Here is a 26149-nt window from a genome sequence, read left to right as displayed (position 1 = left end):
CATGTCGTGGGGGTCATCCTGCGATTCTCCCCGCGCGAATCACGCCGTGGCGCGCTTGGCTTTCGCGAATTCGAGCAGGGCGCCGAAGGTCTCCAGCATCTCGCCGTCGATCTCGTCGTCCTCGATGATGATGTCGAGCCGGTCTTCCAGCTCGGTCAGGAGGCCGGCAACCGCCATCGAGTCCAGTTCGGGCAAATGCCCGAACAGCCCGGTATCGGCATCGAACGTCTCGGCTTGTCCCTGCTTGAGGCCCAGCACATCCGTCAGGATGCGGCGCAGCAACAGGTCGGTTTCGTCTTGCATGGCCCCTCTCTTCGGGCATTTGTCGTTAACCCCGCGCCTCTAGCCGCGCTTCGCGGTTGCGGCAAGGCGCTCAAGCCCTGCCCGCAAGATATCACGCCCCAGACGAGGCCAATTCAGCGGAGACCCGGGGCGGAACATGTCGAGCCGGTATCGCGGACGCACAAATTCCATCCAGTCCCGCTTGTACGGATCGTCGCCTGTACCGAAATCCACGAGTTCGACATCGTCCGTGTCGATCACATGGCGGAAAAGCGCCGCGCTCAGGACCGAGCCGGGGGAGAGGTGCTTCGCCGCTTCCCGGTGAGCGAGTTTGTGTATCCATGCCGTGCCATGTTCGACCGTCCACATCTGCGCGGCGATGGCCTGTCCGCCGCAGCGCGCAATGCCCATCCGCAGTCGTCCCGCAGAACCTTCGGCTTGCGCGAAGGCGCGCAGGAATGCGGGGCTGCCTTCCTCGGGCTTCCAGCTTTCGGCATAGATCGCTTCGTAGGCTGCCCAGGCTGCGGCATCGAAACGGGTGAGAACTTCGACATCGAGCTTGCCCGCCTTGCGTTTCAGCGTCGTGCGCAAGTTGCCGGGGCGCGAGGCGAGATAGTGCGCGTAGCTGCGACCGGCTAACGGCAGGACATGATTGCTGTCGCAAATCTCGCGGCGGACGAGCCAGCCTGCCTTGCGGAAGGCGCGTTCGAGCAGGGCGGCGCTGCCGTCCTCGTCCGGTACGCCGCTCAGCGTGATGCGGCGGGCCTTTCCGGCAAGGTCGCCCGCCAGTACCGCCAATGGCCGTTCTGCGCCTGAACAGAGCGGGCGGAAGCGGAAGGTATACCAGTTCGACAGTGCGTGAAGGTGCCCGGATGCTCCCCGCAGGGGCAGTACCGCAAAATCCTCGCCGTCACACGCCGCGGCGATAAAGGCGTCTGGAACGCAATGCTCCGCCAGCGCCCGAAACCATTCGATACGGTCGAAAGGGGCGTGCTGGTTGCCCCCGGAAAGCCACAGCGCTAGCTGGCCGTCCGATTGCACTTGCTTAAGATCGCGGTGATAATCGACCTTTGCCACGTCCCGTTCGAACCCTTTCGGAGCCTTTCCCCGTCATGCCCGGCAGTACCGAAAAGCCGATCCTGCCGCTCGACCATCTCGCCCTTCGGGGAGAGGATTCGGCCGAGGCCCTGGTGCTGCGCGGAGAAGTGCTGGACTACAAGGCCTTAAGATCGCGTGTCTCCAGACTTGCGGCGTGGCTCGCAGTGGAAGTTCCGGCAAAAGGCGCGCGTATCGCTTCATGGGCGGCAAAGGGGGAACTGACCTGCCTGCTCCCGTTGGCGGCCGCGCGCGCGGGACTGGTGCATGTGCCGGTCAATCCGTTGCTCAAGCATGGGCAGGTCGCGCATATCCTGGCAGATAGCGGCGCGGTCATGCTGATCGGCACGCCTTCTCGGCTGGCCTCGCTTGCCGAAGCGGACGTGCCCGCCGATTGCCGTCTGGTCGATGAAGCCGCGGCGCTGGCCGATGCTGCAATGCTGGATGGAGAACTGGCGCCTTCGCAGGCCGATCCCGATGATCTGGCGGCGATCCTCTACACCAGCGGCTCCACGGGGCGGCCCAAGGGCGTGATGCTCAGCCATGCCAATATGTGGCTGGGCGCGGAAAGCGTGGCCGACTACCTTGGTCTCGCTCCCGATGACCGGACCCTGGCGGTATTGCCGCTATCGTTCGATTACGGGCAGAACCAGCTTCTTTCGACATGGTACGCCGGTGGCTGCGTGGTTCCGCTGGACTATCTGGTGCCGCGCGATGTCATGAAGGCGGTGGACCGACACGGGATCACCACGCTCGCGGCCGTGCCGCCGCTATGGGTGCAGGTCTGCGAGCTGGATTGGCCGGGTGAAACGGCCGGAAAACTGCGCCGATTGACCAACAGCGGCGGTGCGCTCACTGTCGATCTCGTCCGCAGGATGCGCAGGCTGTTCCCCGGTGCCCGCCTTTTCGCGATGTACGGCCTTACGGAGGCGTTCCGTTCCACTTACCTCGACCCTTCGTTGATCGACAGTCATCCCACTTCGATGGGGAAGGCGATCCCGCACGCGGAAGTGCTGGTCGTCAACGATGCGGGCTTTATCGCTGCCGATGACGAGGAAGGCGAACTGGTCCACTGCGGCCCATTGGTGGCGCAAGGCTACTGGCGCGATCAGGAGCGCACAGCTGAGCGCTACAAGCCGGCGCCCCTCGGCTCCCACTATGGCGGCATGGCGGTGTGGTCCGGTGACAGGGTGCGGCGCAGTGCGGATGGGCTGCTCTATTTCGTCGGTCGCCGCGACGCCATGATCAAGAGCGCCGGTAACCGCATCAGCCCGCAGGAGGTTGAGGAAGCCGCGCTTGCGACAGGTCTCGTGGTTGAAGCCGTTGCCCTGGGCATGCCGGACGCGCGCCTTGGGCAGGCGGTGCATCTGGTTGTCCGCGCTTCACCGGGCTTCGAAACAACCTCGGAATTGCCGCGTAAACTCATGCAGGAACTACCGAATTTCATGCAACCCAAAGTGATCCACTGGCGCGATTCAATGCCTGTCGGGCCGAATGGCAAGATCGACAGGAACGGTCTTGCCGCCGAACTCGCGGGGGCAGGCGCATGAAGCCGCTCGGTCCGATTCCGGCGGGCTTCGAAGCTGCGCGCGGTGTTCTGGTGGTGGGCGGCAGGCCGGTTACGGATTGGGTGGAGCAGGCAGGGGATACGCCCCTGTTTCTCTACAGCGCAAATCTCGTGCGCAGGCGCGTTGCCGATATCCGGGTGGCCATGCCGGAGCGGCTGGCGCTGCATTATGCCGTGAAGGCCAATCCTTTCCCGCCCCTGTTGTCGCTGATGGACGGGCTGGTCGACGGTTTCGACATTGCCTCCGGCGGCGAGTTGGCGATCGTGCGGGCGGCAGGCATCGATCCTGCGCAAGTCAGCTTTGCTGGCCCGGGCAAGCGTGACCGTGAACTGGACGCCGCAATCCGCGCCGGCGTGACGCTCAACCTCGAATCGGAGGCCGAGGCCCGCCGCGCCATCGGAATCGCTGAAACGCTTGGCGTTACTCCGCGCCTCGCCATTCGCGTGAACCCCGATTTCGATCTCAAGGGATCGGGCATGAAGATGGGTGGCGGCGCAAAGCCGTTCGGAATCGATGCCGCGCGAGTGCCTGAGCTCGTGCGCGAAGTGGTGTCCAGCGGGGCGGAGTGGCGCGGATTTCACATATTCGCGGGCAGCCAGGCGCTGGACGCATCAGCCATTGCGGAAACGCAGGGGCAGGCGCTCGATCTGGCCGCAAGGCTCGCGGAAGAGAGCGGCGCGGCCTTGCCGCACTGCAATCTCGGCGGGGGGCTCGGCATTCCCTACTTCCCGGGAGATACTCCGGTCGATCTGGCCCTTGTCGGCGAGCGTCTGGCCGAGCGTTTCGAGCGCTTGCCCGATGTTCTGCACGAGACCGCGTTCTGCATCGAACTTGGGCGCTATCTCGTTGGCGAATCAGGTGTTTATATTGCTCGCGTGATTGACCGGAAGGAAAGCCACGGCGAAGTTTTCCTCGTTACCGATGGCGGCCTTCACCATCAGTTGGCCGCGTCCGGAAACTTCGGAACGGTGGTGCGGCGCAACTACCCTTCGGCCATCGCCACGCGCTTCGATGCGCCGGTCGAGGAGGAAGCGTCAATTGTCGGCTGCCTCTGCACTCCGCTGGACAAGCTGGCGGACAAGGGAGGCTTTCCGCGGGCCGAAGTCGGCGATCTGGTCGCGGTGTTCTGTGCCGGCGCTTACGGCGCCTCGGCGAGCCCGGCGCAGTTCCTCGGGCAGGGGGCGGCACTGGAAATGCTGGTCTGAAGCACGGTTAGCATTCGACAGGCATGTTGTCCCAATGCGGGACCGGGTGCCAATCGGTTGGTGAAGGCTAACGCAATGTTCACCCTTTTAGGCGATAGCGCAGGCTGGATTTTGCCACGTTTGCCGCATCGTAACAGCGATCGGCAGGCCGGCGCCTGAAGGGAAGAGCTTATGCCGCACCGCCGTCCGACCCGACTCCTGGCTGCCTCTGCGCTTGCCAGCGTCGTCCTGACAGGCTGTGCGGGGCCTGCGTCCGGCCCCCAGCTTCCACCCGCGCAGTTCGTTGCGATGCAGGAGGGGCCGAGCGAGGAGTACATCATCGGTCCGCTGGACCAGCTCACCGTGTTCGTCTGGCGCAACCCCGAACTCGGCGCGAAGGTTCAGGTTCGGCCCGATGGCCGCATCACCACGCCGCTGATCGCGGACATGCCTGCGGTGGGCAAGACCCCGGCCATGCTGGCGGAGGATATCCGCCTGCAGCTCTCCCAATATATCGAGGACCCTCTGGTTTCGGTCATCGTGGACGGGTTTGCCGGCACGTACAGCCAGCAGGTCCGCGTCGTCGGCGCGACCGAGAAACCGGCTTCCATTCCCTATCGTGCAAACATGACCGTGCTGGATGCGATGATCGCGGTGGGCGGTCTGTCGGAATATGCTGCCGGCAATCGCGCACGCTTGATCCGCTTCGACAAGACGGCAGGCAAGCAGACGGAATATGCCCTGCGTCTGGGCGATCTGCTCAAGAAGGGCGACAGCAAGGCAAACGTCATGCTGAACCCCGGCGATGTTATTATCATCCCTGAAAGCATGTTCTGAGGATCGGGCGCGAGATGGGATTGGCGCGATGAACGGCCTTTACGAAGAACTGCTCGCCGCCCTCCACAGCGTCTGGCACCGGCGCTGGATCGCGCTTGCGGCGGCCTGGGCGATCTGCCTGCTGGGCTGGCTGGTCGTGGCCCTGATCCCCAATTCTTACGAATCCAAAGCCCGCATCTTCATCCAGCTCGATGACGCCCTGGCTGAGCAGGTGGGTATCGGCGTGGCCGACAAGAAGCGCGATATCGAGCGCATCCGGCAAACCCTGACCAGCGCCGTGAACCTCGAGAAGGTCGTGCGCGGCACGCGGCTGGGCGATACGATCCAGTCTCCCAAGCAGATGGAATCCACGGTTCTCGGCCTTGGCAAGAACGTGTCCGTGGTCAGCCAGCAGGACAACCTGTTCGAGATCACTGCGACCGCGAACTATTCCTCTTTCTCCGATGCCGAGAATGCCCAGCTTGCCCGTGAAGTGGCGCAGAAGCTGATCGACATTTTTCGCGAGGAAAACCTGTCGGGCGATCGCGGTGACATGGTGGAGACGCTGGAGTTCGTGAACCAGCAGCTGCGCCAGCGCGAAAAGGAACTTGAATCGGCGGAACAGCGCCGCACCACTTTCGAGGCCCAGCACCCCGAAATGGCGCTGGGCGGGGCAGCAGTGGCGCAGCGGCTGGAAAGCTCGCGCACGCAGCTTCGCGATCTCGACGCGGATCTTTCCGCTGCCCAGAGCGCGCTTGCCGCGATCGACGGCCAGCTTGCCGGTACGCCCCGCACGATCGCCGGAGGAACTGCCGGCGGGGCTTCGGGCGCATTGGCGCAGGCCCAGTCGGAACTGGCCGGAATGCGCGCGCGCGGCCTGACCGACAGCCATCCAGACGTGATCGCGGCGCGAAACCAGATTGCAGCGCTTCGCGGTCCTGCAGCGCAGGAAGCGGCCAGCGGCACGGGTACGCCGAACCCCGCCTATAGCTCACTCCAGTCGATCCGTGCCGAGCGGCAGGCCAACGTCCAGGCGCTGACGTCGCGAAAGGCGGCGCTGCAATCGGACGTAGCCTCGCTCACGGCCTCCGCGATCCAGGACCCCGAACTTGCGACCGAGGCCCAGCGCATCAATCGGGACTACGACGTCCTGCGCCAGCAATACGACAAGCTTCTCCAGGACCGGGAGGAACTGCGCCTGCGCGGCGAAGTGAAGACCGGCCGCGAGGCGGTGAAGTTTCAGGTGGTCGATCCGCCGACGACGCCGCGCAAGCCGGTGGCCCCCAATCGGCCCTTGCTGCTGTTCGGCGTGCTGATCGCCGGCGTCGTGGGCGGCTGCGCAGGTGCTTTTGCGCTCAGCAAGGTCCGTTCGGTCTTCGCGACGACGGCGAGTCTCGAACGGGCGACGGGGCTGCCGGTGCTCGGCGCAATCTCGCAAAATCTCACGGACGGCGTGCGCCAGCTTCGCAAGCGCCGCCTCAAGTACTTCATCGGCGGCGGCGCGGCTTTGTGCGGCCTGTTCGTGGTGTTGCTTGCGGTTGAGTTTATCCAGCGCGGCATGGTGGCCTGAGGAACGGTAATGACCGAACACAGCAAAATTCCCGCGCCCGGACAGACCAGAAAGCGCGGCCCCGGCGAATCGCTGATCGAACGCGCTGCCGGACATTTCGATTTCAACAGCATGATCGCTCGGCCGGTTCCGCTTCCGGCCGAGCCTGTTGTCTCCGCAAGGCCCGCTGACGATGCAGCGTCCGCTGCCGAAACACCCGCTGTGTCTTCGCCTGCTTCACCGCCGTTCGCCGCGCCAACGCCCCCTCCAGCGCCAGCGCGCGATGTAGCCGAGCCGGTTGCAGCCGCTTACCTGGCCCCCACGGCCTTCGCCGGTGAGCATCACCCGATCGATCGCGAACTGCTGCGCGAGCAAGGGCTGATCGTGCCGGAGGGCACCGTGACCGCGCTTCTGGAAGAATTCCGCATCGTCAAACGGCAGTTGCTGGTGCAGGCGGCCGATTTGCGGCGTCAGAAAGCAGGCGCCGCCGCACAGCGCGTACTGATCAGTTCGCCGCATCCGGGCGAGGGCAAGACGTACTGCGCGCTCAATCTCGCGCTGTCGATTGCGGCTGAGAAGGAAAGCGAGGTTCTCCTCGTCGATGCCGATTTCGCCAAGCCTTCGATCCTTTCCGCGCTGGGGCTTCCCGGCGGTCCGGGGTTGATGGACGCATTGATGGACGAGACGATCGATCCCGCCGAATGTGTGCTCGGCACCGATATTCCCGGGCTCTGGGTCATGCCGGCGGGCGATGCGACCATCAATGACAGCGAATATATCGCCTCATCCCGAACCGCGCGGATACTCGACAGGCTGACCGAGAACGCGCCGCATCGCATCGTGATTTTCGATTCGCCGCCCGCCCTTGCGGCATCGCCCGCGGCCGAACTGGCGAAATACGTCGGGCAGACCGTGGTCATCGTGCGCGCGGACCGGACCGGGCAGGGCGCGCTGGAAGATGCGATCTCTTTGCTGGGGGCCTGTCCCAACGTCCAGCTGCTGCTCAATGGTACGCATTTCAGCCCGAGCGGCCGCCGCTTCGGCTCCTATTACGGATACAAGGGATGAAGTCGGTGTTTTCGCCCCCGCTGGGCCTGGGCGCTCTGGCTGCTGCGCTGGCAGCGGCAGTGCCGGTGGAGGCCCAGACGATCGGCTATGACCAGGTCGGCTCCGGTTCCGATGATGTCGCCGCCTCCGCTCCGTCGTCGGGGCGGCAGGATCGTTCCGGAAAGCGCGGAGGCAAGGGCTCCCCCCGGATCGAGGTGACGCCCTATATCGAGATCGATCAGGTCGTCGATGCGCAGCTTTCTCCGGGCAACGACGTGCTCACCTATACTCAGCTGGCAGCGGGCGTCGATGCGGGGATATCCGGGCGCAACAATGCGTTGTCGGCGTCCGTCCGCTATGAACGCTACATCGGCTGGAGCAAGCGCGCAGCCGATGGCGATGCCATCAGCGGCATCGTGCGCGGCTATACCACGATCACGCCGGGCCTGACGCTGGAAGCAGGCGCGCTTGCAACCCAGGCGCGGGTTCAGAACGGCGGCTCTGCGCTTTCGCCCGGTCTGGCGAACGACGGGGGGGCAACCAACGTCTACTCGGTATACGGTGGACCTTCGTTCAGGACGCGCGCGGGCGATGTCGATTTCGCGGCCAATTACCGGGCCGGTTTCACCAAGGTCGAACAGTCGGACGCCTTCGTCGCGACACCCGGCGGCGCGGCGGCCGACGTCTTCGACAAGAGCGTGACGCAGATCGCCGACATCGAGGCGGGCGTGGCGCCTTACGTCATCGCACCGGTGGGGCTGGGCGCTGCGGGCAGCTTCTATCAGGAAGATATCTCCAACCTCGACCAGCGCGTGCGGGACATGCAGGCGCGGGCCCTGGTAACGGTGCCGGTAAGCCGCACGGTTCAGGTGGTGGGCGCCATCGGTTACGAGGACGTGGAAGTGTCCAGCCGCGATGCCCTGCGCGATGCCGATGGCAACCCTGTGATCGGCAGCGACGGTCGCTACAAGACCGACAAGAGCGTCCCGCGCGAACTTGCTTACGACGTCAGCGGCCTGACCTGGGACGTGGCCGTGATGTGGCGGCCGAGCCGCCGCACCTCGCTTTCGGCGCACTTCGGCCGGCGTTATGGATCGACCAGCTTCGGCGGCAACCTCGCCTATGCGCCGGATGATCGCAGCCAGCTCAGCGTCACGGTCTATGACAATGTCAGCGGGTTCGGCGGCCAGCTCAACCGCGCGCTCGATCAGTTGCCGGATGACTTCGTGGCCGTGCGCGATCCCGTGACAGGCGAACTGCGCGGCTGCGTCAGTTCGCTTGACGGCAGCAACTGCTTTTCGGGCGCGCTGGGCTCTGTGCGATCGGCGTGTTCCGCGGGCGCGGCGTGGCGGCGAGCTATTCGCGCAGGGTCGGCCGCCTCGATGCGGGGATCGGTGGCGGGTACGACCGCCGCGATTTCATCGCTCCGCAGAACACCGTGTTGGCTGCGGCTGACGGGGTGATCGACCAGAACTGGTGGCTCTCGGCCTATCTCAGCGGCCAACTCGGCAGAGAAGCCGGATGGTCGGCGAGCGTCTATGCGAACTGGCTTTCCAGCAACGATCCGCTGGTCGGCAATGTTAACGGTTATGGTGCCACACTCGGCTATTACCGTATGCTGGCCCGCCGCCTCAGGGCGACGGTGGCACTCGGGCTCGACGGCGTGAGCCGTGACGATGCCTTGTATGAAGAATACTGGACCGCGTCCGCCCTCGCCGGCGTGCGCTACAGCTTCTGATTTCGAAGGAGAGCAGGGATGTTCGACCAATTCTACGGGTTCGAGGGCCGGCCCTTCCAGCTTACGCCCGATCCGGCCTTCTATTTCGAGAGCGTGACGCACCGAAAGGCGCTGTCCTATCTCGGCTATGGGCTGGCCCAGGGTGAAGGGTTCGTGGTCATCACCGGTGAAGTCGGTGCAGGCAAATCGACGCTGGTCTCGCACCTCATGGCGACGATAGACCCGGCGCGCCTCACGGCTGCCTGCGTCGTCACCAGCGCGCTTGACGGTGAGGAGATCGTTCACGTCGTCGCTCAGGCGTTCGGCCTTCCGGTCGCCGGGCACGACAAGGCTTCGGCGCTGGGGGCGATCGAGGGCTTTCTCCATGCCGAGGCGCGCGCCGGTCGCCGCTGCCTGCTGATCGTGGATGAGGCCCAGAACCTCTCGGTTGACGCGATCGAGGAACTGCGCATGCTGTCGAACTTCCAGCTTGGCTCGCATCCGTTGCTGCAGACGCTCCTGCTGGGCCAGCCGGAGTTCCGCACGACCCTGCTTGAAAGCGATCAGCTCGAACAGCTTCGCCAGCGTGTGATCGCCACCCACCACCTTACCGCGATGCAGGTGCGCGAAGTGCAGCCCTATATCGAGCATCGCCTGAACTGCGTCGGCTGGAAGGGCAATCCGGGCTTCGATCATCGCGTCTTCGCGGAAATCCACGAGGCGACCGGCGGTATCCCGCGCCGGATCAACCAGATCGTCAACCGCCTGCTGCTGCTTGGTGCGGTTGAGCAGCGTTCGTTGATCGATCTCCAGATGCTGGCCGAAGTGCTGGCCGAACTCGATGAGGATGGCGCCCGCGCGCTCGTCAGCCCGCGAGAGACGGCGGCGGAAGCGGCGCCTGGCGTGCCGGCGGCGCAAGTGGCGGCAGCGCCGGTGCACCATTCCGAAGCCCTCGATGCCAAGGCGGCCATCGCCCTTATCGAGACAGCCTTGGCGGAACGCGATTCGCAGATCGACGAGCTTCAGCATGCCGTGCTGGAACTTGCCGCCCGCGCCGAGCGGGAGAAGGAGGTTCCGGCAGGTTCGGGTAATGATCCCCTCATCGCCGCGCTTCAGGAACAGCTTGAGCAGTCGGCCGCGCATGCGGCCCGTCTGGAAGCCCGTCTCGACGAGCAGGAGCGTACCTTGCGGCACACGCTTACTATGTTGATCGAATGGTTCGAGGGCGGCGAAGGCCAGCGCCAGGCGGCCTGACTGGTCCCCCGCCTTCACGAGGATGGATCCCATGAATGACACAAGACCGGTCAACGGGCTGTCCGTCGATGTGGAGGACTGGTTCCAGGTCGGCGCTTTCGAGACGGTGATCGACCGGGCGGACTGGCCCGCGATACGAACGCGTGTCGAGCGCAACTGCGACGAAATTCTCGCACTGTTCGACGCTGCGGGCGTGAAGGGTACTTTCTTCACGCTGGGCTGGGTCGCGGTGCGTCATCCTGCATTGCTGCGCCGTATCGCCGAGGCGGGGCACGAGCTGGCCAGCCACGGCTGGGACCACGAGCGGGTGTTTCGCATGAATGCCGAGACATTCGGCCGCGATCTCGACATGAGCCGCAACGCCATCGAGGACGCCGCCGGGGTCAAGGTGACCGGATACCGCGCGCCCAGCTTCTCGATAGACGCACGCACGCCCTGGGCCTTCGAAGTGCTCGCCGAGCGGGGCTACGCCTATAGCTCCAGCGTCGCGCCTATCGCTCATGACCATTACGGCTGGCGCGAGGCGCCTCGTTTCGCATTCCATCCTCTGGCGGGTAGCGATTTCGTCGAAATCCCGGTGACGACCGCAACGTTTGCCGGACGCAGGCTCGCGGCCGGTGGCGGCGGCTTCTTCCGCGTTTTGCCATACGGTTTTTCGCGCTGGGCGATCCGGCAGGTGAATGCGCAGGGGCGCCCGGCAGTGTTCTATTTCCACCCGTGGGAAATAGATCCTGGCCAGCCGCGCGTCGGCAACGCGCCGCTGCGATCGCGGCTGCGGCATTACACCAACCTGGGTGCCATGGCGGGCAAGTTGCGGCACCTGATCGAGGACTTCCGCTGGGGACGGATGGACGAACTTGCCGCGCGCGAGGCGCAGCACGCGGCGGCACTGGCGGCATGAACGCCCCGTTCGCCCCGGAACAGGGGACGATCAGGCTGGTCGATCTTGCCGATCCGGGCGAAGTGGCGCGGCTGGAGCTGTTCGCCGCCCGTCATCCGCAGGCGACCCCGTTTCACCGTCCGGCCTGGTTCCTCTCTGTCGCCCGCGCAACCGGAAATCGCGCGCTCGCGCTGGTCGAGGAGCGTTGCGGGGAGATCTCGGCCTTTCTGCCGCTCGACGCGATACACTCACCTGTTTTCGGCCGGCTGCTGGCCTCCACCGGTTTTGCGGTCGGCGGGGGGCTTCTCACGGGTGCGCGGACCGATACGGCGGCACTGTTCGCGGCGCTGGAGGAGCTTGCGCTGCGCCACTCCTGCCCGTCGATCGAACTGCGAGGGGGCGAGCTGCCCGATCCGCATGGCGGTTGGGCTATCAAGACCGAAAGCCACTGCAACTTTGCCCGCGCCCTGGCCACGGACGACGAGGCACAATTGCTCGACGTACCGCGCAAGCAGCGCGCCGAAGTCCGCAAGGCGCTGGCGAACGACCTGGAAGTGGAGATCGGCAGCAGCGAGCGCGATCGCGCCGCGCATTACAGCGTCTTTGCCGAGAGTTACCGCAATCTCGGTACACCGGTTTTCCCGCGCAAGTTGCTCGATGCCGTGCTTGATGCCTTCGGGGACGATGCGGACATCCTCACCGTGCGGCGTCGGGGGCAGGCTGTGGCGAGCGTTATCACGCTTTACCATCGAGGCGCGGCAATGCCTTATTGGGGGGGCGGCACCCGGGAAGCACGCCAGCTGCGCGCCAATGACCGGATGTATTTCGAACTGATGCTCCATGCCCGGCGGCGGGGCTGCACGACGTTCGATTTCGGCCGCTCCAAGACGGACAGCGGCGCTTATCACTTCAAGCGTAACTGGGGTTTCGAACCGGAACCGCTGACATATGCCATCTGGACCGCGCCGGGTGCGCGAAGCGGGAAGCCGATCCGACGAGCAGCAAGCTCTCGCTTCAGATCAGGCTCTGGCAACGGCTGCCGCTTGCCGTGGCCAATAGGCTGGGCCCGCTGATCGCGCGCGGTATCGGCTGATGGGCGAAATCCTGTTCCTGGCTCACCGCATCCCGTTTCCGCCGGATCGCGGAGACAAGATTCGTTCGCACAACGTGCTCAAGGCGCTGGCCCGGCTGGCTCCCGTGCACGTCGGCTGCTTTGCCGACGATGCGGCCGATCATGGCTGCGAGGCAGAGCTTGCAGCGTTATCCGCCAGTCACTTGCTGCTTGCCCGCACGAAATCGCTGCCGGTTGCAGGGCTGGAATCTCTGGCAACCGGACGTCCGCTCAGCCTGACCGCGTTTCACGACCGGCGCATGGCGAACTGGGTGGAGCAGGTGCTCCGTGCCCGCCCGATCGACACCATCTTCGTCTTTTCCGGCCAAGTGGCGCAGTATGTTCCGCAGAGCTTCCGTGGCCGCCTGATCGTCGATCTGGTTGATGTAGATTCCGCCAAGTTCGAGGCTTATGGCGCGGCGGGGCGCGGTTTTCGAAGCTGGATGGAACGGCGCGAAGGGCGGTTGCTGAGGGCGGAGGAAGCCCGGATCGCGCGCCGGGCCGACGTGACCCTGCTGGTGAGCAAGGCCGAAGCGGCGTTGTTCGCCGCACGGCTGGGCGATTCCGCCTGCGCGGTGGAGCCGATGGGCAACGGATTGGATAGCGCGCTTTTCGATCCGGCGAAGGCGGTGCCTGAGCCACGCATGGCGGCTATCGACGGCCCGCGCCTGATCTTCACCGGTCAGATGGACTATGCGCCGAATGTGGCGGCAGTCGAACGCGCGATCGCGCGAATCCTGCCGCTGGTGCGCCGCCGCCTGCCGGCTGCCAGTCTGCATGTCGTCGGGCGCAATCCGCCAGCCTCGCTCATGGCGCACCACGGGCACGGCGGCGTGCACATATGGGGACGGGTGGAGGATATCCGCCCCTGGATCGCGGCTGCCGACATGGCGTTGGTGCCGCTCGAAATCGCGCGCGGGGTGCAGAACAAGGTGCTTGAAGCCATGGCGATGGGCCTGCCCACGGTGCTGTCTCCGGGCGCGGCCACGGGGATCGAGGCTGAAGATGGCCGCGATTTTCTCGTGGCGGAAAGCGACGCGGCCCTGGCGGAGGCTGTCATCGCACTCGCCGGGGATAGCGCGCGGGCGCAGGCCATGGGCCACAACGCGCGGGAATGGATCGGCGCTCACGCAAGTTGGGGGGCAGCGCTGGCAGACCTTCCACGCCTGATTGCCCTGAAGTCGGAGAGCATGAGCGATGCCGCCTGAAACCGCCACTCTGGAGACTGCCGGCGTGCCTGCGAGACGTTGGCACTCGCTGCCAGCCCATTGGCGTGCGGCGCTGATCCGCGCCGGTGCGGTTATGCTGGCGTTGATTGCGGTGTTCCATGACGATTGGGCCGCGATGGGGCGCCAGTGGTGGGACATTTCCACGTACAATCACATCATCCTGATCCCGCCGATTCTGGGCTGGCTTGTCTGGCAGCGCCGCGCGGAACTGGTCCGGCTCATGCCGGAGGCCTGGTGGCCCGGGCTGATCCCGATGAGCGGTGCCGCGTTCCTCTGGGTGCTCGGCGCATTTTCAGGGCTCGACCTTGCGCGTCAGGCGGGGGCGGTGGCCATGCTCGGATCTGCCGTGCCGCTGTTGCTCGGCCCGCGCGTAACGGCAGGCCTGTTCTTTCCGCTCTGTTACATGGCCTTTCTCGTACCCTTCGGGGAGGAACTGGTCGAGGCGCTCCAGACGATCACGGCCGAGATCACCATCGCTCTCACGCACCTGAGCGGCATTCCCGCGACGGTGGACGGCGTCTTTATAGATACGCCTGCCGGTCTGTTCGAAGTGGCCGAGGCCTGTTCCGGGGTGAAGTTCCTGATCGCGATGATCGCGTTCGGTACGCTTGCGGCCAACGTCTGCTTCGTCAGCTGGAAGCGGCGGTCAGCGATGATGGCGGCATGCCTCGTCGTGCCCATCCTGGCCAATGGCGTGCGTGCCTGGGGCACGATCTACGCCGCGCAGATCGTCGGCGTGGAGAAGGCTGCGGGCTTCGATCATATCGTCTACGGCTGGTTCTTCTTCGCCATCGTGCTCGCGCTCGTGATCGCGGGGGCATGGCGCTTCTTCGACCGCCCGCTCGACGGACCGATGATCGATACCGATGCGATCGCCCGGTCGCGCGTGCTGGCATGGCTGGATAAGGGGCGCATCAGCGGCATCGCCGCGATCGTGGGCTTCGCTGTCGTGGTCGTCGCGGCGCAAAGCTGGGCCTTCGCGGCCGAGACTTTGGATGCGCCGCTGCCGCAGGCCATCGAAATGCCGCAGGTGGCAGGCTGGCACCGGGTCGATTACGCTCCGGCGATCTGGTGGGGGCCGCGCGCCGAAGGTGCCGATCACCGGCTGCTTGGCCGCTATGCCGACGGCGAAGGCCATAGCGTGGACGTGTTCATCGCGCTTTACGCGGGGCAGGGCGAGGGGCGCGAGGCCGGCGGTTTCGGGCAGGGGGCGCTGACCCCGTCGAGCCCGTGGTCCTGGCAGGCTCCCGGCCCCGCTTTCCGCGACGCCCGCAGTGAGCGCTTGCTTGGACACGGCAAGGTAGAGCGTCTGGCGGTAACCTGGTTCCATACAGGGGACCTGCTAACCGGCAGCAATGCCCGGCTGAAGCTGGCGATCATCGGCGATCACCTCGTATTGCGCGCAAGGCCTACGACGATGCTGATCCTTTCATCCGAGGACTATCCCGGCCACCGCGCAGCGCAATCCATTGCGCGTTTCATCGCGGCGACGGGCCCGGTGGACTCGTGGATGGACCGCATCACCGCGCTCCGCTAGGCCAGCAGATATGTGTGGCATCGCCGGTATTTACCATCTCGAGACGCCGAAGCCCGTCGATCCCCAGCGGGTGGCGGCCATGTGCGATGCCATGATCCATCGCGGGCCGGACGGGCAGGGTGTCTGGACCGCGCCCGGCGTGGCGCTGGGGCACCGGCGGCTTTCGATCATCGACCTTGCCGGATCGCCGCAGCCGATGCCCTCGCCCGACGGCCGCGCGATGCTGGTGTTCAACGGCGAAATCTACAACTACCGCGAACTGCGGCGCGAACTGCGCGAGAGCGGGGCGAATTCCGCACCGACGGCGACAGCGAGGTGATCCTTGCCGCATGGCAGCGCTGGGGCCCCGATTGCGTCTCGCGGCTACACGGCATGTTCGCTTTCGCGATCTACGATCTCGAAGCCCGCACCCTGTTCCTCGCACGGGACCGCCTGGGCGTGAAGCCGCTGTTCCTTGCGCCGCTGAGCGACGGGAGCCTCGCTTTCGGGTCCGAACTCAAGGCATTGCTCGCTCACCCGCTGCTGCGCCGCGATATCGATCCGCTCGCGATCGAGGACTATCTGGCGTGGGGTTATGTCCCCGACACCCGTTCCATTCTCAAGGGCGTGACGAAGCTTCCGGCGGGTCATTCGCTGCTGCTGCGGCACGGCGCGCCGATGCCCCGGCCCGCGCAGTGGTGGAACGTGTCTTTCGCCGAAAGGCGCAAGGGCAAGGTCGACGATCTCGAAGCGGAACTGCTCCACCTCATGCGCGAGGCCGTATCCTCTCGCATGGTGGCGGACGTGCCGCTCGGCGCGTTCCTGTCGGGCGGGGTGGATAGTTCCAGTGTCGTCGCGCTGATGGCGGAAAAGAGCACGCAGCCGGTGAAGACCTGCTCGATCGGCTTCGACGTCGCCGCACTAGACGAGACCGGTTACGCCACGCAGATCGCGCGGCAGTTCGCGACCGACCACCGGGCGCGGCAGGTGTCTCCCGACGATTTCGAAGCGATCGACCAGCTAGCGGCGATGTTCGACGAGCCCTTTGCCGATGCTTCCGCCCTGCCGACCTTGCGGGTTTGCCAACTCGCCCGCGAATCGGTGACGGTGGCCTTGTCCGGCGATGGTGCGGACGAGGCGTTCGCGGGCTATCGGCGTCACGTGTTCCAGCATGGCGAGGACCGCGTTCGCAGCCTCTTGCCGCAGGCGATCCGGGGGCCGGTGTTCGGTGCACTGGGGGCGATTTATCCCAAGGCGGATTGGGCGCCGCGTCCGTTGCGCGCCAGGTCCACGCTGCTCTCCCTCGAGGGGGACAGCGCAGAGGGATACGCCCGTTCCATCGGCTTCACCCCGCCCGAACTGAGGGATGGGCTCTACTCCGGCGATTTTCGAAAACTGCGCGGCGATTACCGTGCGGAACATGGCCTGCTGGAACTGATGCGCGGTGCACCCGCCCGTTCGGGGCTGGACCGTGCGCAGTACGCCGATCTGAAGCACTGGCTACCGGGCGACATCCTCACCAAGGTGGACCGCACCAGCATGGCGGTCAGCCTTGAAGCGCGAGAGCCGCTGCTCGATCACCGCCTGATCGAATTCGCGGCAAGCCTGCCCGAATCGATGCGCGTGCGCGGGGGGCAGGGCAAGTGGCTGATGAAGCGCACGATGCGGCGGTTCCTGCCCGACCAGATTCTCTACCGCCCCAAGCAGGGTTTCGTCACGCCGATCGCCCAGTGGTTCCGGGGACCGCTTGCGCAATCCGCGCGGGAGATCGCCTCGGGTGCGGCGCTGGCCCGCACCGGGTGGCTGGATGGAGCGCGGCTGACGGGCGTGGTGGAGGAACATATCGCCGGGAGGGCGGATCATTCTCGCCTCCTTTGGCAATTGCTCATGCTCGACAAGTCGCTCACCCGTCTGGGTATCGCCTGATTTCGCCGCTGCGCCCGGCTTGAATGCGGGCTAGCAGGTTTACGCGAATTCGATCGTGAAGCCTTGTTAACCTAACCTATTCTTAGGACCTTTGCTCTAACCCGGCATCGAAACGTCATTCGCAGGACGTGCATGAACATAGCAGGTCGCCAGTACATGATTGAAATGCGGACGCTTTCCGTGGAGGGAGGCCGTATCCTGCGAAGGGACGAAGAGGGGATGAGTTTGCGAGGCCATCATGTCTGACCTCGGCGCGCGGGCCGCTAAAGTCTGGAAAAGCGCCAGATTCAGGATCGTCTTCTGGGCGGTGCTGACCGGCGTGTTTCTGGGCGTTACCGGCGCAGGCCTCCCTCTGGAGGACATTCTGGTCAATGGCCGGACCTGGCTTCGCATGCACCCCTCCAAGGGCGAGATCGTCATGGTCCTGCAGGACGGAAAGACGCTTGAGGAACTCGAGGTCCTCGACGTTTCGCGTGCGAACGACGCCCAGGTAATCCGCAATCTGATGGATGCCGGCGCGAAGCGGGTCTTCTTCGACCGCTTCCTGAACGATCACGAGAAAACCGTCGGCCGCGACGAACTCCTTGCGACTTTCGCCAAATATCGCGGACGGGTTTTCCTGGGCGCGATGCCCAGCAAGGACGGCGCGATGGGCAATTACGCCTCGGTCATTCCTTCGCGGGGATTGAGGAAGGATGCCGGCGCGGTTTCGCTGCTGGCGCTGGACCATCCGTTCAATCTCAGCACGAGCTTCCCGTTCGCGTCCGACAGTCCGATCGGTGTCATCCCGAGCCTTTCGGCGAAGATCGCCGACGTGCAGGAAGGCACGTCCTCGGTCTACAAGCCGGACTATTCGATCGATTACAAGACGATCCCGACAGCAAGCTATGTCGATGTGCTGATGGGCCGCTTCGATCCGAAATCGGTGCGCGGCAGGGACATCATCATCGCGCCGAGCGCCGAGGTGTTCCACGACGTCCATACGCTGCCGATGCAGGGTTATGTTCCCGGCGGCTACTTCCACGCCATCGCGGCAGAGACCCTGAAGGACGGGGTGCCGTTCGTCCTGGGATGGATTCCCCCGTTCCTGCTGGCGCTGGTCGTCATCGTGACGGGTGTGGGGCGCGGGCGCGTGCTGGATATCTATCGCTTCAGCGGCCTCGTTGTCGTGCTTATCCTGTTCCCGCTGATGCTGGACCATTTCCGCGTCCAGGTGGATGTATTCCCGGCCATCGCGATGGCCACCGTAGCTGTGTTCCGCATGCGCAACCTCGACCGTGTCGAAGTCGCCGGAGAGACAAACTCGGGCTCGGGCCTTCCCAGCGTGCAGGTGCTGCGCAAGTACGACGCGGTTTCGAGCCGATCCTCGTGGCACTTCAGATCCGCAATTACGGCGCGATCATCGGCAGCTTCGCCGAACACGTGGAGGCGCAAGTCGCGAACGAGATCGTTCGTCGCATCCGCATCAGCGACAGCGAAGTCGTGGTTTACCACGAGGGCGGGATGTTCATGTGGCTCTCCACGATCCGCAGCACTTTCGATCTGTTCGAAAACCTCGAAGGCCTCCACCGGATCGTGCAGAACGGCATCCAGGTCGGCGGGCTCGACATCGATCTCTCGTTCAACTGCGGTATCGATTCGGAATTCGATCGCCCGGTATCCAGCCGCGTCGCCAGTGCGATGCAGTCAGCCGAGGAGGCCGTGCGCAACGACGAACTGGTCTACAAGTTCGACAGCCGCAAGCATGAGGCGCAGTGGGAAATCTCGCTGCTGACCCAGCTCGATCGCGCCATCGACAACGGCGAGGTCTGGGTGGCCTATCAGCCCAAGCTCGACGTGGCGAGCAACCGCGTGACCGGGGCCGAGGCGCTGGTGCGCTGGACTCACCCGGAGCGCGGTCCGATCAGTCCGGACAAGTTCATCCGCATCGCCGAGGAGTTCCACCGGATCGAGCGCATCACGCGCTTTGTCATCGACGATGCCGTGCGTTCCGCCGTCGAACTGCGGCGCAACGTTTCGACATGACCATGTCGGTCAACATTTCGGCTCAGTTGCTGCGTAATCCCGGCTTGCCCGGCCTGATCGCCGAAATCCTGGAAACTTACGGCCTGCCTGCAGACAAGCTGATCCTGGAGATCACTGAGACGGATCGTCTCGACCGCAGCTCGCGCACGTTCCAGATGCTCCAGAAGCTTGTCCAGTCCGGCGTCCAGCTGTCGATTGACGATTTCGGCACCGGGAACGCGACGATCGACTACCTGCGTTATCTGCCTGCCACCGAGGTCAAGATCGACAAGGTGTTCATCCAGGCGATGGAAGGAAACAAGGAAGACCTCCTGCTCGTCCAGTCGATCATCGAGATGGCGCATTCACAGGACCGGGTCGTCGTGGCCGAGGGTGTGGAGACTCAGGCCGCACTCGACATCCTGCGGACCATGCGGTGCGACGCCATTCAGGGGTACTATGTCAGCCGGCCCGTACCATTCCGGGATTGCTCACGCAAATCGTGGGGAGGGAGCCCAGACGAACTGGTTAAAAAAGTCTTGATGACTTCTTAACCTGTTGTTATCCATGTCGGCAGCCGCAAAATAGCGGCGGTTCACATGGGGTAATGATATGTACAGCTGGTACTGGGGCAGCTACGGCCGCTAATCACCAAATCGTATGCGCGTTTCGTGGAACTCTTCTTCGAAACGCCGCATATACTCCTTCCGAATTCTAGAAAAATTGGCGGAAATCCGCTAAAAATTGATAGATAAGGCCACTGATACGGCCGCCAGCCACGCCCTTTCCACTATTGGAAATCGGGCGTTTTTTATTGCCTTGCGAGGGCTGGGTCTGGGGCTGGGTGCTGAAGCGCAGGCGTGCAAATCCGTTAACGGAAGAGCGCCCTCAAGCACATTTCCATTAACGACTGATTCGCAAATCGTTAACTTTTCAGTCTTCGCCGTGGCCCATGGCGAGGTAATCGGCGCTCTGCATCTCGTTGAGACGGCTTACCGTGCGCTCGAATTCGAAGTGGCCATCGCCCGCTGCGTAAAGTTCCTCAGGCGAGGCATCCGCCGCCGCGATCAGCTTCACCTTGTTCTCGTAAAGCGCATCGATCAGCGTCACGAAGCGCGCGGCCTCGTTCCGGCGATCCGGCCCCATCCGGGGTATGCCCACCAGAATGACGGTGTGATAGGCGCGTGCGATTGCAAGATAGTCCGCCGCGCCGCGCGCTTCGCCGCACAGGCGCTTGAAGCTGAACACGCCAACGCCCTTGAGGCTCTTGGGTACGTGCAGCATGCGCCCGCCGCCGACGTCTAGCTCAGCCGAGGGAACGTGGTCGCTGTCCTCTGGAGGATAGTCGGTCAGGCGGTAGAATGCCTCTCGAACCTGCTCCGTCGCCGGCTCTCCCAGCGGGTAGTGCCAGGTCGCCATGCCGCCGAGGCGGTGCAGGCGGTAGTCGGTCGGGCCATTGAGTGTCAGAACGTCCAGTTCCTTCTCGATCAGCGCGATGAAGGGCAGGAAGTGCTCGCGGTTGAGGCCGTTCTTGTAGAGGTCCTTGGGGGCGCGGTTCGACGTGGTGACGATCGTCACGCCCTCGTCGAGGATGAGAAGGGTGAACAGCCGGCTCATGATCATGGCGTCGGCGGAATTGTTCACGACCATTTCGTCGAAGGCCAGGACCTTGACGTTGCGCGCGATAGTGGCGGCCACCGGCGGGATCGGATCGCCGCTTTCCTTGCGGCGTTCCTCGCGCAGCAGCGCATGGACTTCCAGCATGAAGGCATGGAAGTGGATTCTGCGCTTTTCCTCGATGTCGAGGGTCTGGTGGAACAGGTCCATCAGCATCGACTTGCCGCGCCCCACACCGCCCCACATGTAGAGACCGCGCGGGGGAGGGGCTTTCTTGCCGAGCAGCTTGCCGAGGAAGCCGGTGGATGTCTGCGCCTTGTAGACTTCGCGCTGAAGCTGGTTGAGCCGTTCCGCCGCGGCCGCCTGCTCGGGGTCGGAGCGCAGTTCGCCGGTGGCTACCAGAGCCTCGTAGCGTTCGAGCATCGCGGTCATCGCAGGCTCGGCTTGCGCAGGGTGCCGACGAAGCTCGACACGAGGTTGTCACCCTGTTCGGCGGTTCCGCGAAGGAACACGAGGCGGCCGGTTTCGCGCATGACTTCGCATACCACGTCCAGCGGCGCGCCGATGCGGCCGGCACCGATAAACTGGTTGTGGAGGTCGAGCGTAACGGAGCCCGTGACTTCGGCGCCCAGGACGCAGAACATCGTCGCGAACATGGCAACGTCGATGAAGGCAAGGGTGACGCCGCCATGCACGTTGCCGTGCATGTTGCTGTGGCGCGTTTCGAGATCGATCAGGCGGACGCGGGCACTACGCTCGCCTTCGCGCCTGATGATCATCGGGCCGAGGCCCACCGCATTGAAGCGGGTGTCGTCTTCAAGGTTCCAGGTAAGCCAGCCCGGGTTCCCCGGAGCCGGCCCATGGATGAATGCTGTATCGGACGACACGTCGGATTCGCTTGCCGGTGATCGAGCCGGGAGGCTCAGACCTGGCGCTCGGCCTGCATCTTCTTGATTTCGGCGATGGCGCGCGCCGGCGACAGGCCCTTGGGGCAGACGTTGGCGCAGTTCATGATGGTGTGGCAGCGATAGAGACGGAAGGGATCTTCCAGCTCGTCAAGGCGCTCGCCGGTCATCTCGTCGCGGCTGTCGGCCAGCCAGCGATAGGCCTGGAGCAGGATCGCCGGGCCGAGGAACTTGTCGGAGTTCCACCAGTAGCTCGGGCAGGAGGTCGAGCAGCAGGCGCACAGGATGCATTCGTAGAGGCCGTCCAGCTTTTCGCGCTGTTCGGGGCTCTGCAGGCGCTCCTTGCCGGGCGTGGTCGAAACCGTCTGCAGCCAGGGGCGGATCGAGGCGTACTGCGCGTAGAAATGCGTGAAGTCGGGGACGAGGTCCTTGATGACTTCCATGTGCGGCAGCGGGGTGATGCGGATATCGCCCTTGAGGTCCTCGATCGCGGTCGTGCAGGCGAGGCCGTTCTTGCCGTTGAGGTTCATCGCGCAGGAACCGCAGATGCCTTCGCGGCACGAACGGCGGAACGTCAGGCTGGGGTCCTGTTCGCTCTTCATCTTGATGAGCGCGTCGAGAACCATCGGGCCGCAATTGTCAGATCGATCTCGAACGTGTCGTAGCGCGGGTTCTGCCCCGAGTCCGGGTCGTAGCGGTAGACGGTGAACTTCTTCACGCGCGCGGCGCCCTCGGCCTTGTGGACGTTGCCCTGCTTCTTGATCTTGCTGTTGGCCGGGAGGGTGAAGGTCGCCATGAAGAAATCCCCGTGATCTTGCACTGCGGCATGAACCGCGACTGAAAGTCCCCTTAGCGATTCAGTCGCGCGGGGCAAGGGCCAGTGTCAGTGGAATTGCGGTTTCGGCCCTTCGATGGCTTGCATCGTCGGTCGGATGGCGTGCCGGAAATGCATCCTGGCCGACTTCCCGCTGCATCGAACACAGGAAAAAGGCCCCGCACGTTTCCGTGCGAGGCCTTTGATCCTGGGCCTGGGAAAGACCTTTTCAGGTCCTTTCCCGCGGCACGCCTTCGTCAGTTGCCGAAGGTGCGCTGCCACCAGCCGCGACGCGGACCGCCCTGTTCGGCCGAGTCGCCATCTTCGCCGTTCGAGGCTTCAGCAGCGTACTCATCGTTCGCCGGGGCGGTTACTGCCGGTTCCTCTGCCGCGGCCGCGACTTCGGTTGCCGGATCGGCCTTCTTGCGACGGGTGCGCTTCGGCTTTTCAGCAGCTTCCTCGCCCTCGGCGGGCTTGGCAGCCGAACGGGACCTGGCCGGAGCCTTTGCCGCCTTGGTCGCCGTCTTGGCAGGTGCTGCTGCCGGAGCCTCTTCCGCTTCTGCGGTGTCGGCCTTCTTGCGACGGGTGCGCTTCGGCTTGGCGGGAGCTTCCTCCGCTTCGGCGGCCACTGGCTCGACTGCGGCTTCGGCCGGAGCCTCGGCAACTGCCTCTGCAGTGTCGGCCTTCTTGCGGCGGCTGCGCTTCGGCTTGGCCGGAGCTTCCTCCGCGGTCACGACAGGCTCTGCCGCAACGACGACTTCGGCGACCACTTCGGCAGGAGCTTCCGCTTCGGTGCCTTCTTCGGTGCCTTCGTCACCGGCTTCGGATGCGAAACCGTTCTCGCCGTTTTCGTCACCACGACGTCCACGGCGGCGGCGGCCACCACGGCGGCGACGCTTGCGCGGCGCATCCGATTCGTCACCCTCGGCTGCGGGCGCAGCGCCTTCTTCGGTTGCGTCGGCATCGGCGTCGCTCTCGGCTTCGCCTTCTTCGGTCTCTGCCTCGGCATCGTCCTCGGAGGTTTCGTCCGAACCCTGCTCGTCGCGGCGATCGCGGCCACGGCCACGGCGGCGCTTGCGGCGCTTGCGGCGCGAACCGCCTTCACCGTCGTCACCACGCTCGCGCGCTTCCTCGCGCTCGTTCTCTTCCTCGAGCTCTTCCTCTTCCTCGTCGATGAAATCATCCTCGACGTCTTCGGCGATCGGATCGAAGCGGGGCACGAACTCGTTGCGTGGACCCGACGAGATGACGCGCATCTTCGCGCCTTCGTTCTCGCCCTCGGGGATCACTTCGACGTTGACGCCGTAGCGGTCCTCGATGTCGGCGAGGTCGGTGCGCTTGGCGTTGAGCAGGTAGATCGCCGCTTCGGTCGACGCGAAGAGCGAAACCACGATGCCCTTGCCCTTGGCGGCTTCGTCCTCGATGAGGCGCAGCGCCGAGAGGCCTGCCGAGCTGGCGGTGCGGACGAGACCGGTGCCGTCGCAGTGGGGGCAGGAGCGGGTGGTCGCTTCCAGAACGCCGGTACGCAGCGCTGGCGGCTCATTTCCATCAGGCCGAAGCTGGAAATGCGACCGACCTGGATGCGGGCGCGATCGTTCTTGAGCGCTTCCTTGACCGCCTTCTCGACCTTGCGGACGTTGGAGCCGTACTCCATGTCGATGAAGTCGATGACGACAAGGCCGGCCATGTCGCGCAGGCGAAGCTGGCGCGCGATTTCCTGCGCGGCTTCGAGGTTGGTGGCGACCGCCGTCTGCTCGATGCCGTGCTCCTTGGTGGCGCGGCCCGAGTTGATGTCGATCGAAACCAGAGCTTCGGTCGGGTTGATGACGATGTAGCCGCCCGAGCGAAGCTGCACGACCGGATCGTACATCGCGGTCAGCTGGTCCTCGGCGCCGAAGCGCTGGAACAGCGGCACCGGATCGGCATAGGGCTTAACCTTGCGGCCGTGGCTCGGCATCAGGAGCTTCATGAAGTCCTTCGCCGCGCGATAGCCTTCCTCGCCCTCGACGATCACTTCCTCGATATCGCGGTTGTAGATGTCGCGGATCGCGCGCTTGATGAGATCGCTGTCCGAGTGGATCAGCGCCGGCGCGGCCGAGCGCATCGTCATTTCGCGCAGCTCGTCCCAGAGGCGGGCGAGATAGTCGAAGTCACGCTTGATTTCGGTCTTGGTGCGCTGGAGCCCGGCGGTGCGGACGATGCAGCCCATCGAGCGCGGCAGGTCGAGCTCGGCGATAATCGACTTCAGGCGCTTGCGGTCCGAGGCCGAGCTGATCTTGCGGCTGATGCCGCCGCCATGGCTCGAATTCGGCATGAGCACGCAGTAGCGGCCCGCGAGGCTGAGGTAAGTGGTGAGGGCCGCGCCCTTGTTGCCGCGCTCCTCCTTGACGACCTGCACCAGCAGCACCTGGCGGCGGTGGATGACGTCCTGGATCTTGTAGCGGCGGCGCAGCGCCATGCGGCGGGCACGCAGGTCATCGGCTTCCTTCGAACGGCCCGAGTTGCGGCCGCCCTGCCGGCGACCACGGCCGCGGCGACCACGGCCCGATGCCTCGCCATTGCTTTCGTCGGCGGATTCTTCCTCGCCGTCCTCGGCATTGTCGAAGCCGTTCTCGACGTTGCCGTCCTCGATCGTGGCGACATGGTCCTTCTCGGACGTGTCTACCTCGGTCAGGCCGCCGTCGTCGTAGCCTTCGCCGCCTTCCTCGTCCTCGTCATCGCCTTCGGAAGCGCGCAGGGCGGCTTCTTCCTCGGCATGGGCGGCTTCTTCCGCCAGCAGGGCCTCGCGGTCCTCCTTGGGGATCTGGTAATAGTCGGGATGAATTTCGCTGAAGGCGAGGAATCCGTGACGATTGCCGCCGAAATCGACGAAGGCCGCCTGAAGCGAAGGTTCCACGCGGGTGACCTTCGCCAGGTAGATGTTGCCTTTTATCTGCTTCTTGTCGGCTGATTCGAAATCGAACTCTTCAATGCGATTTCCCTTGAGTACCGCCACCCGCGTTTCTTCCGGGTGGCGCGCATCGATGAGCATGCGCGTTGCCATTGTGTATTCTCCAGACGCGCTCTGCTCCGGCCGGATCAGCCGAAGTGGCGCGAGTTTGTTCGATGATGCCCGCTGCGAAAGCCTTGGGTCTGCCGGATGCGGCAGGACGCGTCTCGACGCGGGCGGGGGTAAGTGTGGAAACGGAGCAATCCAGCGCTCCGAGTGCGACTGTTTTCGTGTCTGCCGCCGTCAGGGCGGCGGAGGGGCCGGCAACCTTGCGGATGGCCGGCGTGTCTGCGAGCGGAAGTGCGCGTGGCGAATTCGGACACGCGGAAAATTGCTGCGATACCGCCCACGCCCTTTCGGGGACTGGCTGGCATAGCGGCAATTGGCTTCTCATCTCTCGCGTCAACCTGTTGGTTCCGGAACGGATTTTCCGGCTTTGACGGCCGGGTTCTGGCTTGACCGATCCTGTCCGGCACCATCCAGTGTGGTGTCTGTCCGGCATGTGAGGACCGAAAGCTTCCGAGCCCCGGGTCGAATTGGCCTAGCATCCATGGCCCGGCACGGCAAGTTCCCATGGTCCCGCAGGGCAAGTTCATTGCCGAACGCCATGCAGGATCACTGCCGGGATTGCGGTTCGAGGCGTAAA

The 26149-nt window shown here is 64.7% G+C and carries 16 protein-coding genes and 5 pseudogenes; 15 read left to right on the top strand and 6 right to left on the bottom strand.

Annotated elements, in window-relative coordinates; translation table 11 throughout:
• Window positions 1-39: 39 nt before the first annotated feature.
• Both ADT71_RS17250 and ADT71_RS17245 read right to left on the bottom strand, forming a co-directional pair.
• Window positions 40-303, bottom strand: coding sequence for a phosphopantetheine-binding protein (locus tag ADT71_RS17250; protein ID WP_054438776.1), 264 nt, complete (start codon window positions 301-303; stop codon window positions 40-42).
• 39 nt (window positions 304-342) lie between these two features.
• Window positions 343-1359, bottom strand: coding sequence for a GNAT family N-acetyltransferase (locus ADT71_RS17245; RefSeq protein WP_054438774.1), 1017 nt, complete (start codon window positions 1357-1359; stop codon window positions 343-345).
• Window positions 1360-1394: 35 nt separating this feature from the next.
• On the opposite strand from ADT71_RS17245, the gene ADT71_RS17240 reads away from it, so the two are divergent.
• From ADT71_RS17240 to ADT71_RS35820, 15 genes and pseudogenes are all read left to right on the top strand, one after another.
• On the top strand, window positions 1395-2927 hold the full coding sequence (locus ADT71_RS17240) for an acyl-CoA ligase (AMP-forming), exosortase A system-associated (RefSeq protein WP_054438772.1): 1533 nt from the start codon (window positions 1395-1397) through the stop codon (window positions 2925-2927).
• The gene (locus ADT71_RS17235; protein WP_054438770.1) at window positions 2924-4150 is read left to right on the top strand and encodes a pyridoxal-dependent decarboxylase, exosortase A system-associated; all 1227 of its coding nucleotides are present in this window, start codon (window positions 2924-2926) and stop codon (window positions 4148-4150) included. The genes ADT71_RS17240 and ADT71_RS17235 overlap by 4 nt, the downstream gene beginning before the upstream one ends.
• 171 nt (window positions 4151-4321) lie before the next feature.
• Window positions 4322-4966: an XrtA/PEP-CTERM system exopolysaccharide export protein gene (locus ADT71_RS17230; RefSeq protein ID WP_054438768.1), complete on the top strand. Its 645-nt coding sequence runs from the start codon at window positions 4322-4324 to the stop codon at window positions 4964-4966.
• 28 nt (window positions 4967-4994) lie between these two features.
• A complete protein-coding gene (locus tag ADT71_RS17225) occupies window positions 4995-6515 on the top strand; it encodes an XrtA system polysaccharide chain length determinant (protein ID WP_054438767.1) in 1521 nt (506 codons plus the stop codon).
• Window positions 6516-6524: 9 nt separating this feature from the next.
• Window positions 6525-7562: a capsular biosynthesis protein gene (locus ADT71_RS17220; protein WP_054438766.1), complete on the top strand. Its 1038-nt coding sequence runs from the start codon at window positions 6525-6527 to the stop codon at window positions 7560-7562.
• On the top strand, window positions 7559-9004 hold the full coding sequence (locus tag ADT71_RS17215) for a preprotein translocase subunit YajC (RefSeq protein ID WP_231635974.1): 1446 nt from the start codon (window positions 7559-7561) through the stop codon (window positions 9002-9004). Before ADT71_RS17220 ends, ADT71_RS17215 begins: the two co-directional genes overlap by 4 nt.
• Window positions 8983-9279 (top strand): hypothetical protein, encoded by a 297-nt coding sequence (locus tag ADT71_RS33925; RefSeq protein ID WP_231635973.1) that lies wholly within the window; start codon window positions 8983-8985, stop codon window positions 9277-9279. The genes ADT71_RS17215 and ADT71_RS33925 overlap by 22 nt, the downstream gene beginning before the upstream one ends.
• An 18-nt stretch (window positions 9280-9297) precedes the next feature.
• Complete coding sequence (locus ADT71_RS17210) at window positions 9298-10512, top strand: XrtA/PEP-CTERM system-associated ATPase (protein WP_054438765.1); 1215 nt, start codon at window positions 9298-9300, stop codon at window positions 10510-10512.
• A gap of 31 nt (window positions 10513-10543) precedes the next feature.
• On the top strand, window positions 10544-11413 hold the full coding sequence (locus ADT71_RS17205; RefSeq protein WP_054438822.1) for an XrtA system polysaccharide deacetylase: 870 nt from the start codon (window positions 10544-10546) through the stop codon (window positions 11411-11413).
• Window positions 11410-12485 (top strand): annotated as a pseudogene (locus tag ADT71_RS17200) (FemAB family XrtA/PEP-CTERM system-associated protein). The gene ADT71_RS17205 and the pseudogene ADT71_RS17200 overlap by 4 nt, the downstream one beginning before the upstream one ends.
• Window positions 12485-13711: a TIGR03087 family PEP-CTERM/XrtA system glycosyltransferase gene (locus tag ADT71_RS17195; RefSeq protein WP_054438764.1), complete on the top strand. Its 1227-nt coding sequence runs from the start codon at window positions 12485-12487 to the stop codon at window positions 13709-13711. The pseudogene ADT71_RS17200 and the gene ADT71_RS17195 overlap by 1 nt, the downstream one beginning before the upstream one ends.
• Window positions 13701-15269: an exosortase A gene (gene xrtA / locus ADT71_RS17190; protein WP_054438762.1), complete on the top strand. Its 1569-nt coding sequence runs from the start codon at window positions 13701-13703 to the stop codon at window positions 15267-15269. Before ADT71_RS17195 ends, xrtA begins: the two co-directional genes overlap by 11 nt.
• 10 nt (window positions 15270-15279) lie before the next feature.
• Window positions 15280-17174, top strand: a pseudogene (locus ADT71_RS17185) (XrtA/PEP-CTERM system amidotransferase).
• Between the two features lie 238 nt (window positions 17175-17412).
• Entirely contained in the window at window positions 17413-18948 is a 1536-nt protein-coding gene (locus tag ADT71_RS17180) for a CHASE2 domain-containing protein (protein ID WP_231635972.1), read from the top strand.
• A pseudogene (locus ADT71_RS35820) lies at window positions 18855-19732 on the top strand (EAL domain-containing protein). Before ADT71_RS17180 ends, ADT71_RS35820 begins: the two are co-directional and overlap by 94 nt.
• 379 nt (window positions 19733-20111) lie before the next feature.
• Here the strand turns inward: ADT71_RS35820 and zapE are convergent.
• The 4 genes and pseudogenes from zapE to ADT71_RS17160 all read right to left on the bottom strand — a co-directional run bounded on the left by zapE (window position 20112) and on the right by ADT71_RS17160 (window position 25557).
• Window positions 20112-21227 carry a cell division protein ZapE gene (gene zapE, locus ADT71_RS17175; protein ID WP_054438760.1) on the bottom strand — a complete coding sequence of 372 codons (1116 nt, stop codon included), beginning with the start codon at window positions 21225-21227 and terminating at the stop codon, window positions 20112-20114.
• Window positions 21224-21682: a PaaI family thioesterase gene (locus ADT71_RS17170; protein ID WP_054438758.1), complete on the bottom strand. Its 459-nt coding sequence runs from the start codon at window positions 21680-21682 to the stop codon at window positions 21224-21226. Before ADT71_RS17170 ends, zapE begins: the two co-directional genes overlap by 4 nt.
• Before the next feature lie 35 nt (window positions 21683-21717).
• Window positions 21718-22496 (bottom strand): annotated as a pseudogene (locus ADT71_RS17165) (succinate dehydrogenase iron-sulfur subunit).
• Window positions 22497-22771: 275 nt separating this feature from the next.
• Window positions 22772-25557 (bottom strand): annotated as a pseudogene (locus tag ADT71_RS17160) (ribonuclease E/G).
• Window positions 25558-26149: the final 592 nt, after the last annotated feature.

The sequence above is a fragment of the Novosphingobium sp. ST904 genome (genome assembly GCF_001298105.1).
Classification (GTDB): Bacteria; Pseudomonadota; Alphaproteobacteria; order Sphingomonadales; family Sphingomonadaceae; genus Novosphingobium.
This window is presented reverse-complemented; position numbering and strand designations above follow the sequence as displayed.

What these genes read in the sequence shown, in the direction of transcription:
- ADT71_RS17250 (WP_054438776.1), bottom strand. Translation starts at nt 303, where the DNA reads ATGCAAGACGAAACCGACCTGTTGCTGCGCCGCATCCTGACGGATGTG.
- ADT71_RS17240 (WP_054438772.1), top strand. Translation starts at nt 1,395, where the DNA reads ATGCCCGGCAGTACCGAAAAGCCGATCCTGCCGCTCGACCATCTCGCC.
- ADT71_RS17235 (WP_054438770.1), top strand. Translation starts at nt 2,924, where the DNA reads ATGAAGCCGCTCGGTCCGATTCCGGCGGGCTTCGAAGCTGCGCGCGGT.
- ADT71_RS17230 (WP_054438768.1), top strand. Translation starts at nt 4,322, where the DNA reads ATGCCGCACCGCCGTCCGACCCGACTCCTGGCTGCCTCTGCGCTTGCC.
- ADT71_RS17225 (WP_054438767.1), top strand. Translation starts at nt 4,995, where the DNA reads ATGAACGGCCTTTACGAAGAACTGCTCGCCGCCCTCCACAGCGTCTGG.
- ADT71_RS17220 (WP_054438766.1), top strand. Translation starts at nt 6,525, where the DNA reads ATGACCGAACACAGCAAAATTCCCGCGCCCGGACAGACCAGAAAGCGC.
- ADT71_RS17215 (WP_231635974.1), top strand. Translation starts at nt 7,559, where the DNA reads ATGAAGTCGGTGTTTTCGCCCCCGCTGGGCCTGGGCGCTCTGGCTGCT.
- ADT71_RS17210 (WP_054438765.1), top strand. Translation starts at nt 9,298, where the DNA reads ATGTTCGACCAATTCTACGGGTTCGAGGGCCGGCCCTTCCAGCTTACG.
- ADT71_RS17205 (WP_054438822.1), top strand. Translation starts at nt 10,544, where the DNA reads ATGAATGACACAAGACCGGTCAACGGGCTGTCCGTCGATGTGGAGGAC.
- ADT71_RS17195 (WP_054438764.1), top strand. Translation starts at nt 12,485, where the DNA reads ATGGGCGAAATCCTGTTCCTGGCTCACCGCATCCCGTTTCCGCCGGAT.
- xrtA (WP_054438762.1), top strand. Translation starts at nt 13,701, where the DNA reads ATGCCGCCTGAAACCGCCACTCTGGAGACTGCCGGCGTGCCTGCGAGA.
- ADT71_RS17180 (WP_231635972.1), top strand. Translation starts at nt 17,413, where the DNA reads ATGTCTGACCTCGGCGCGCGGGCCGCTAAAGTCTGGAAAAGCGCCAGA.
- zapE (WP_054438760.1), bottom strand. Translation starts at nt 21,227, where the DNA reads ATGACCGCGATGCTCGAACGCTACGAGGCTCTGGTAGCCACCGGCGAA.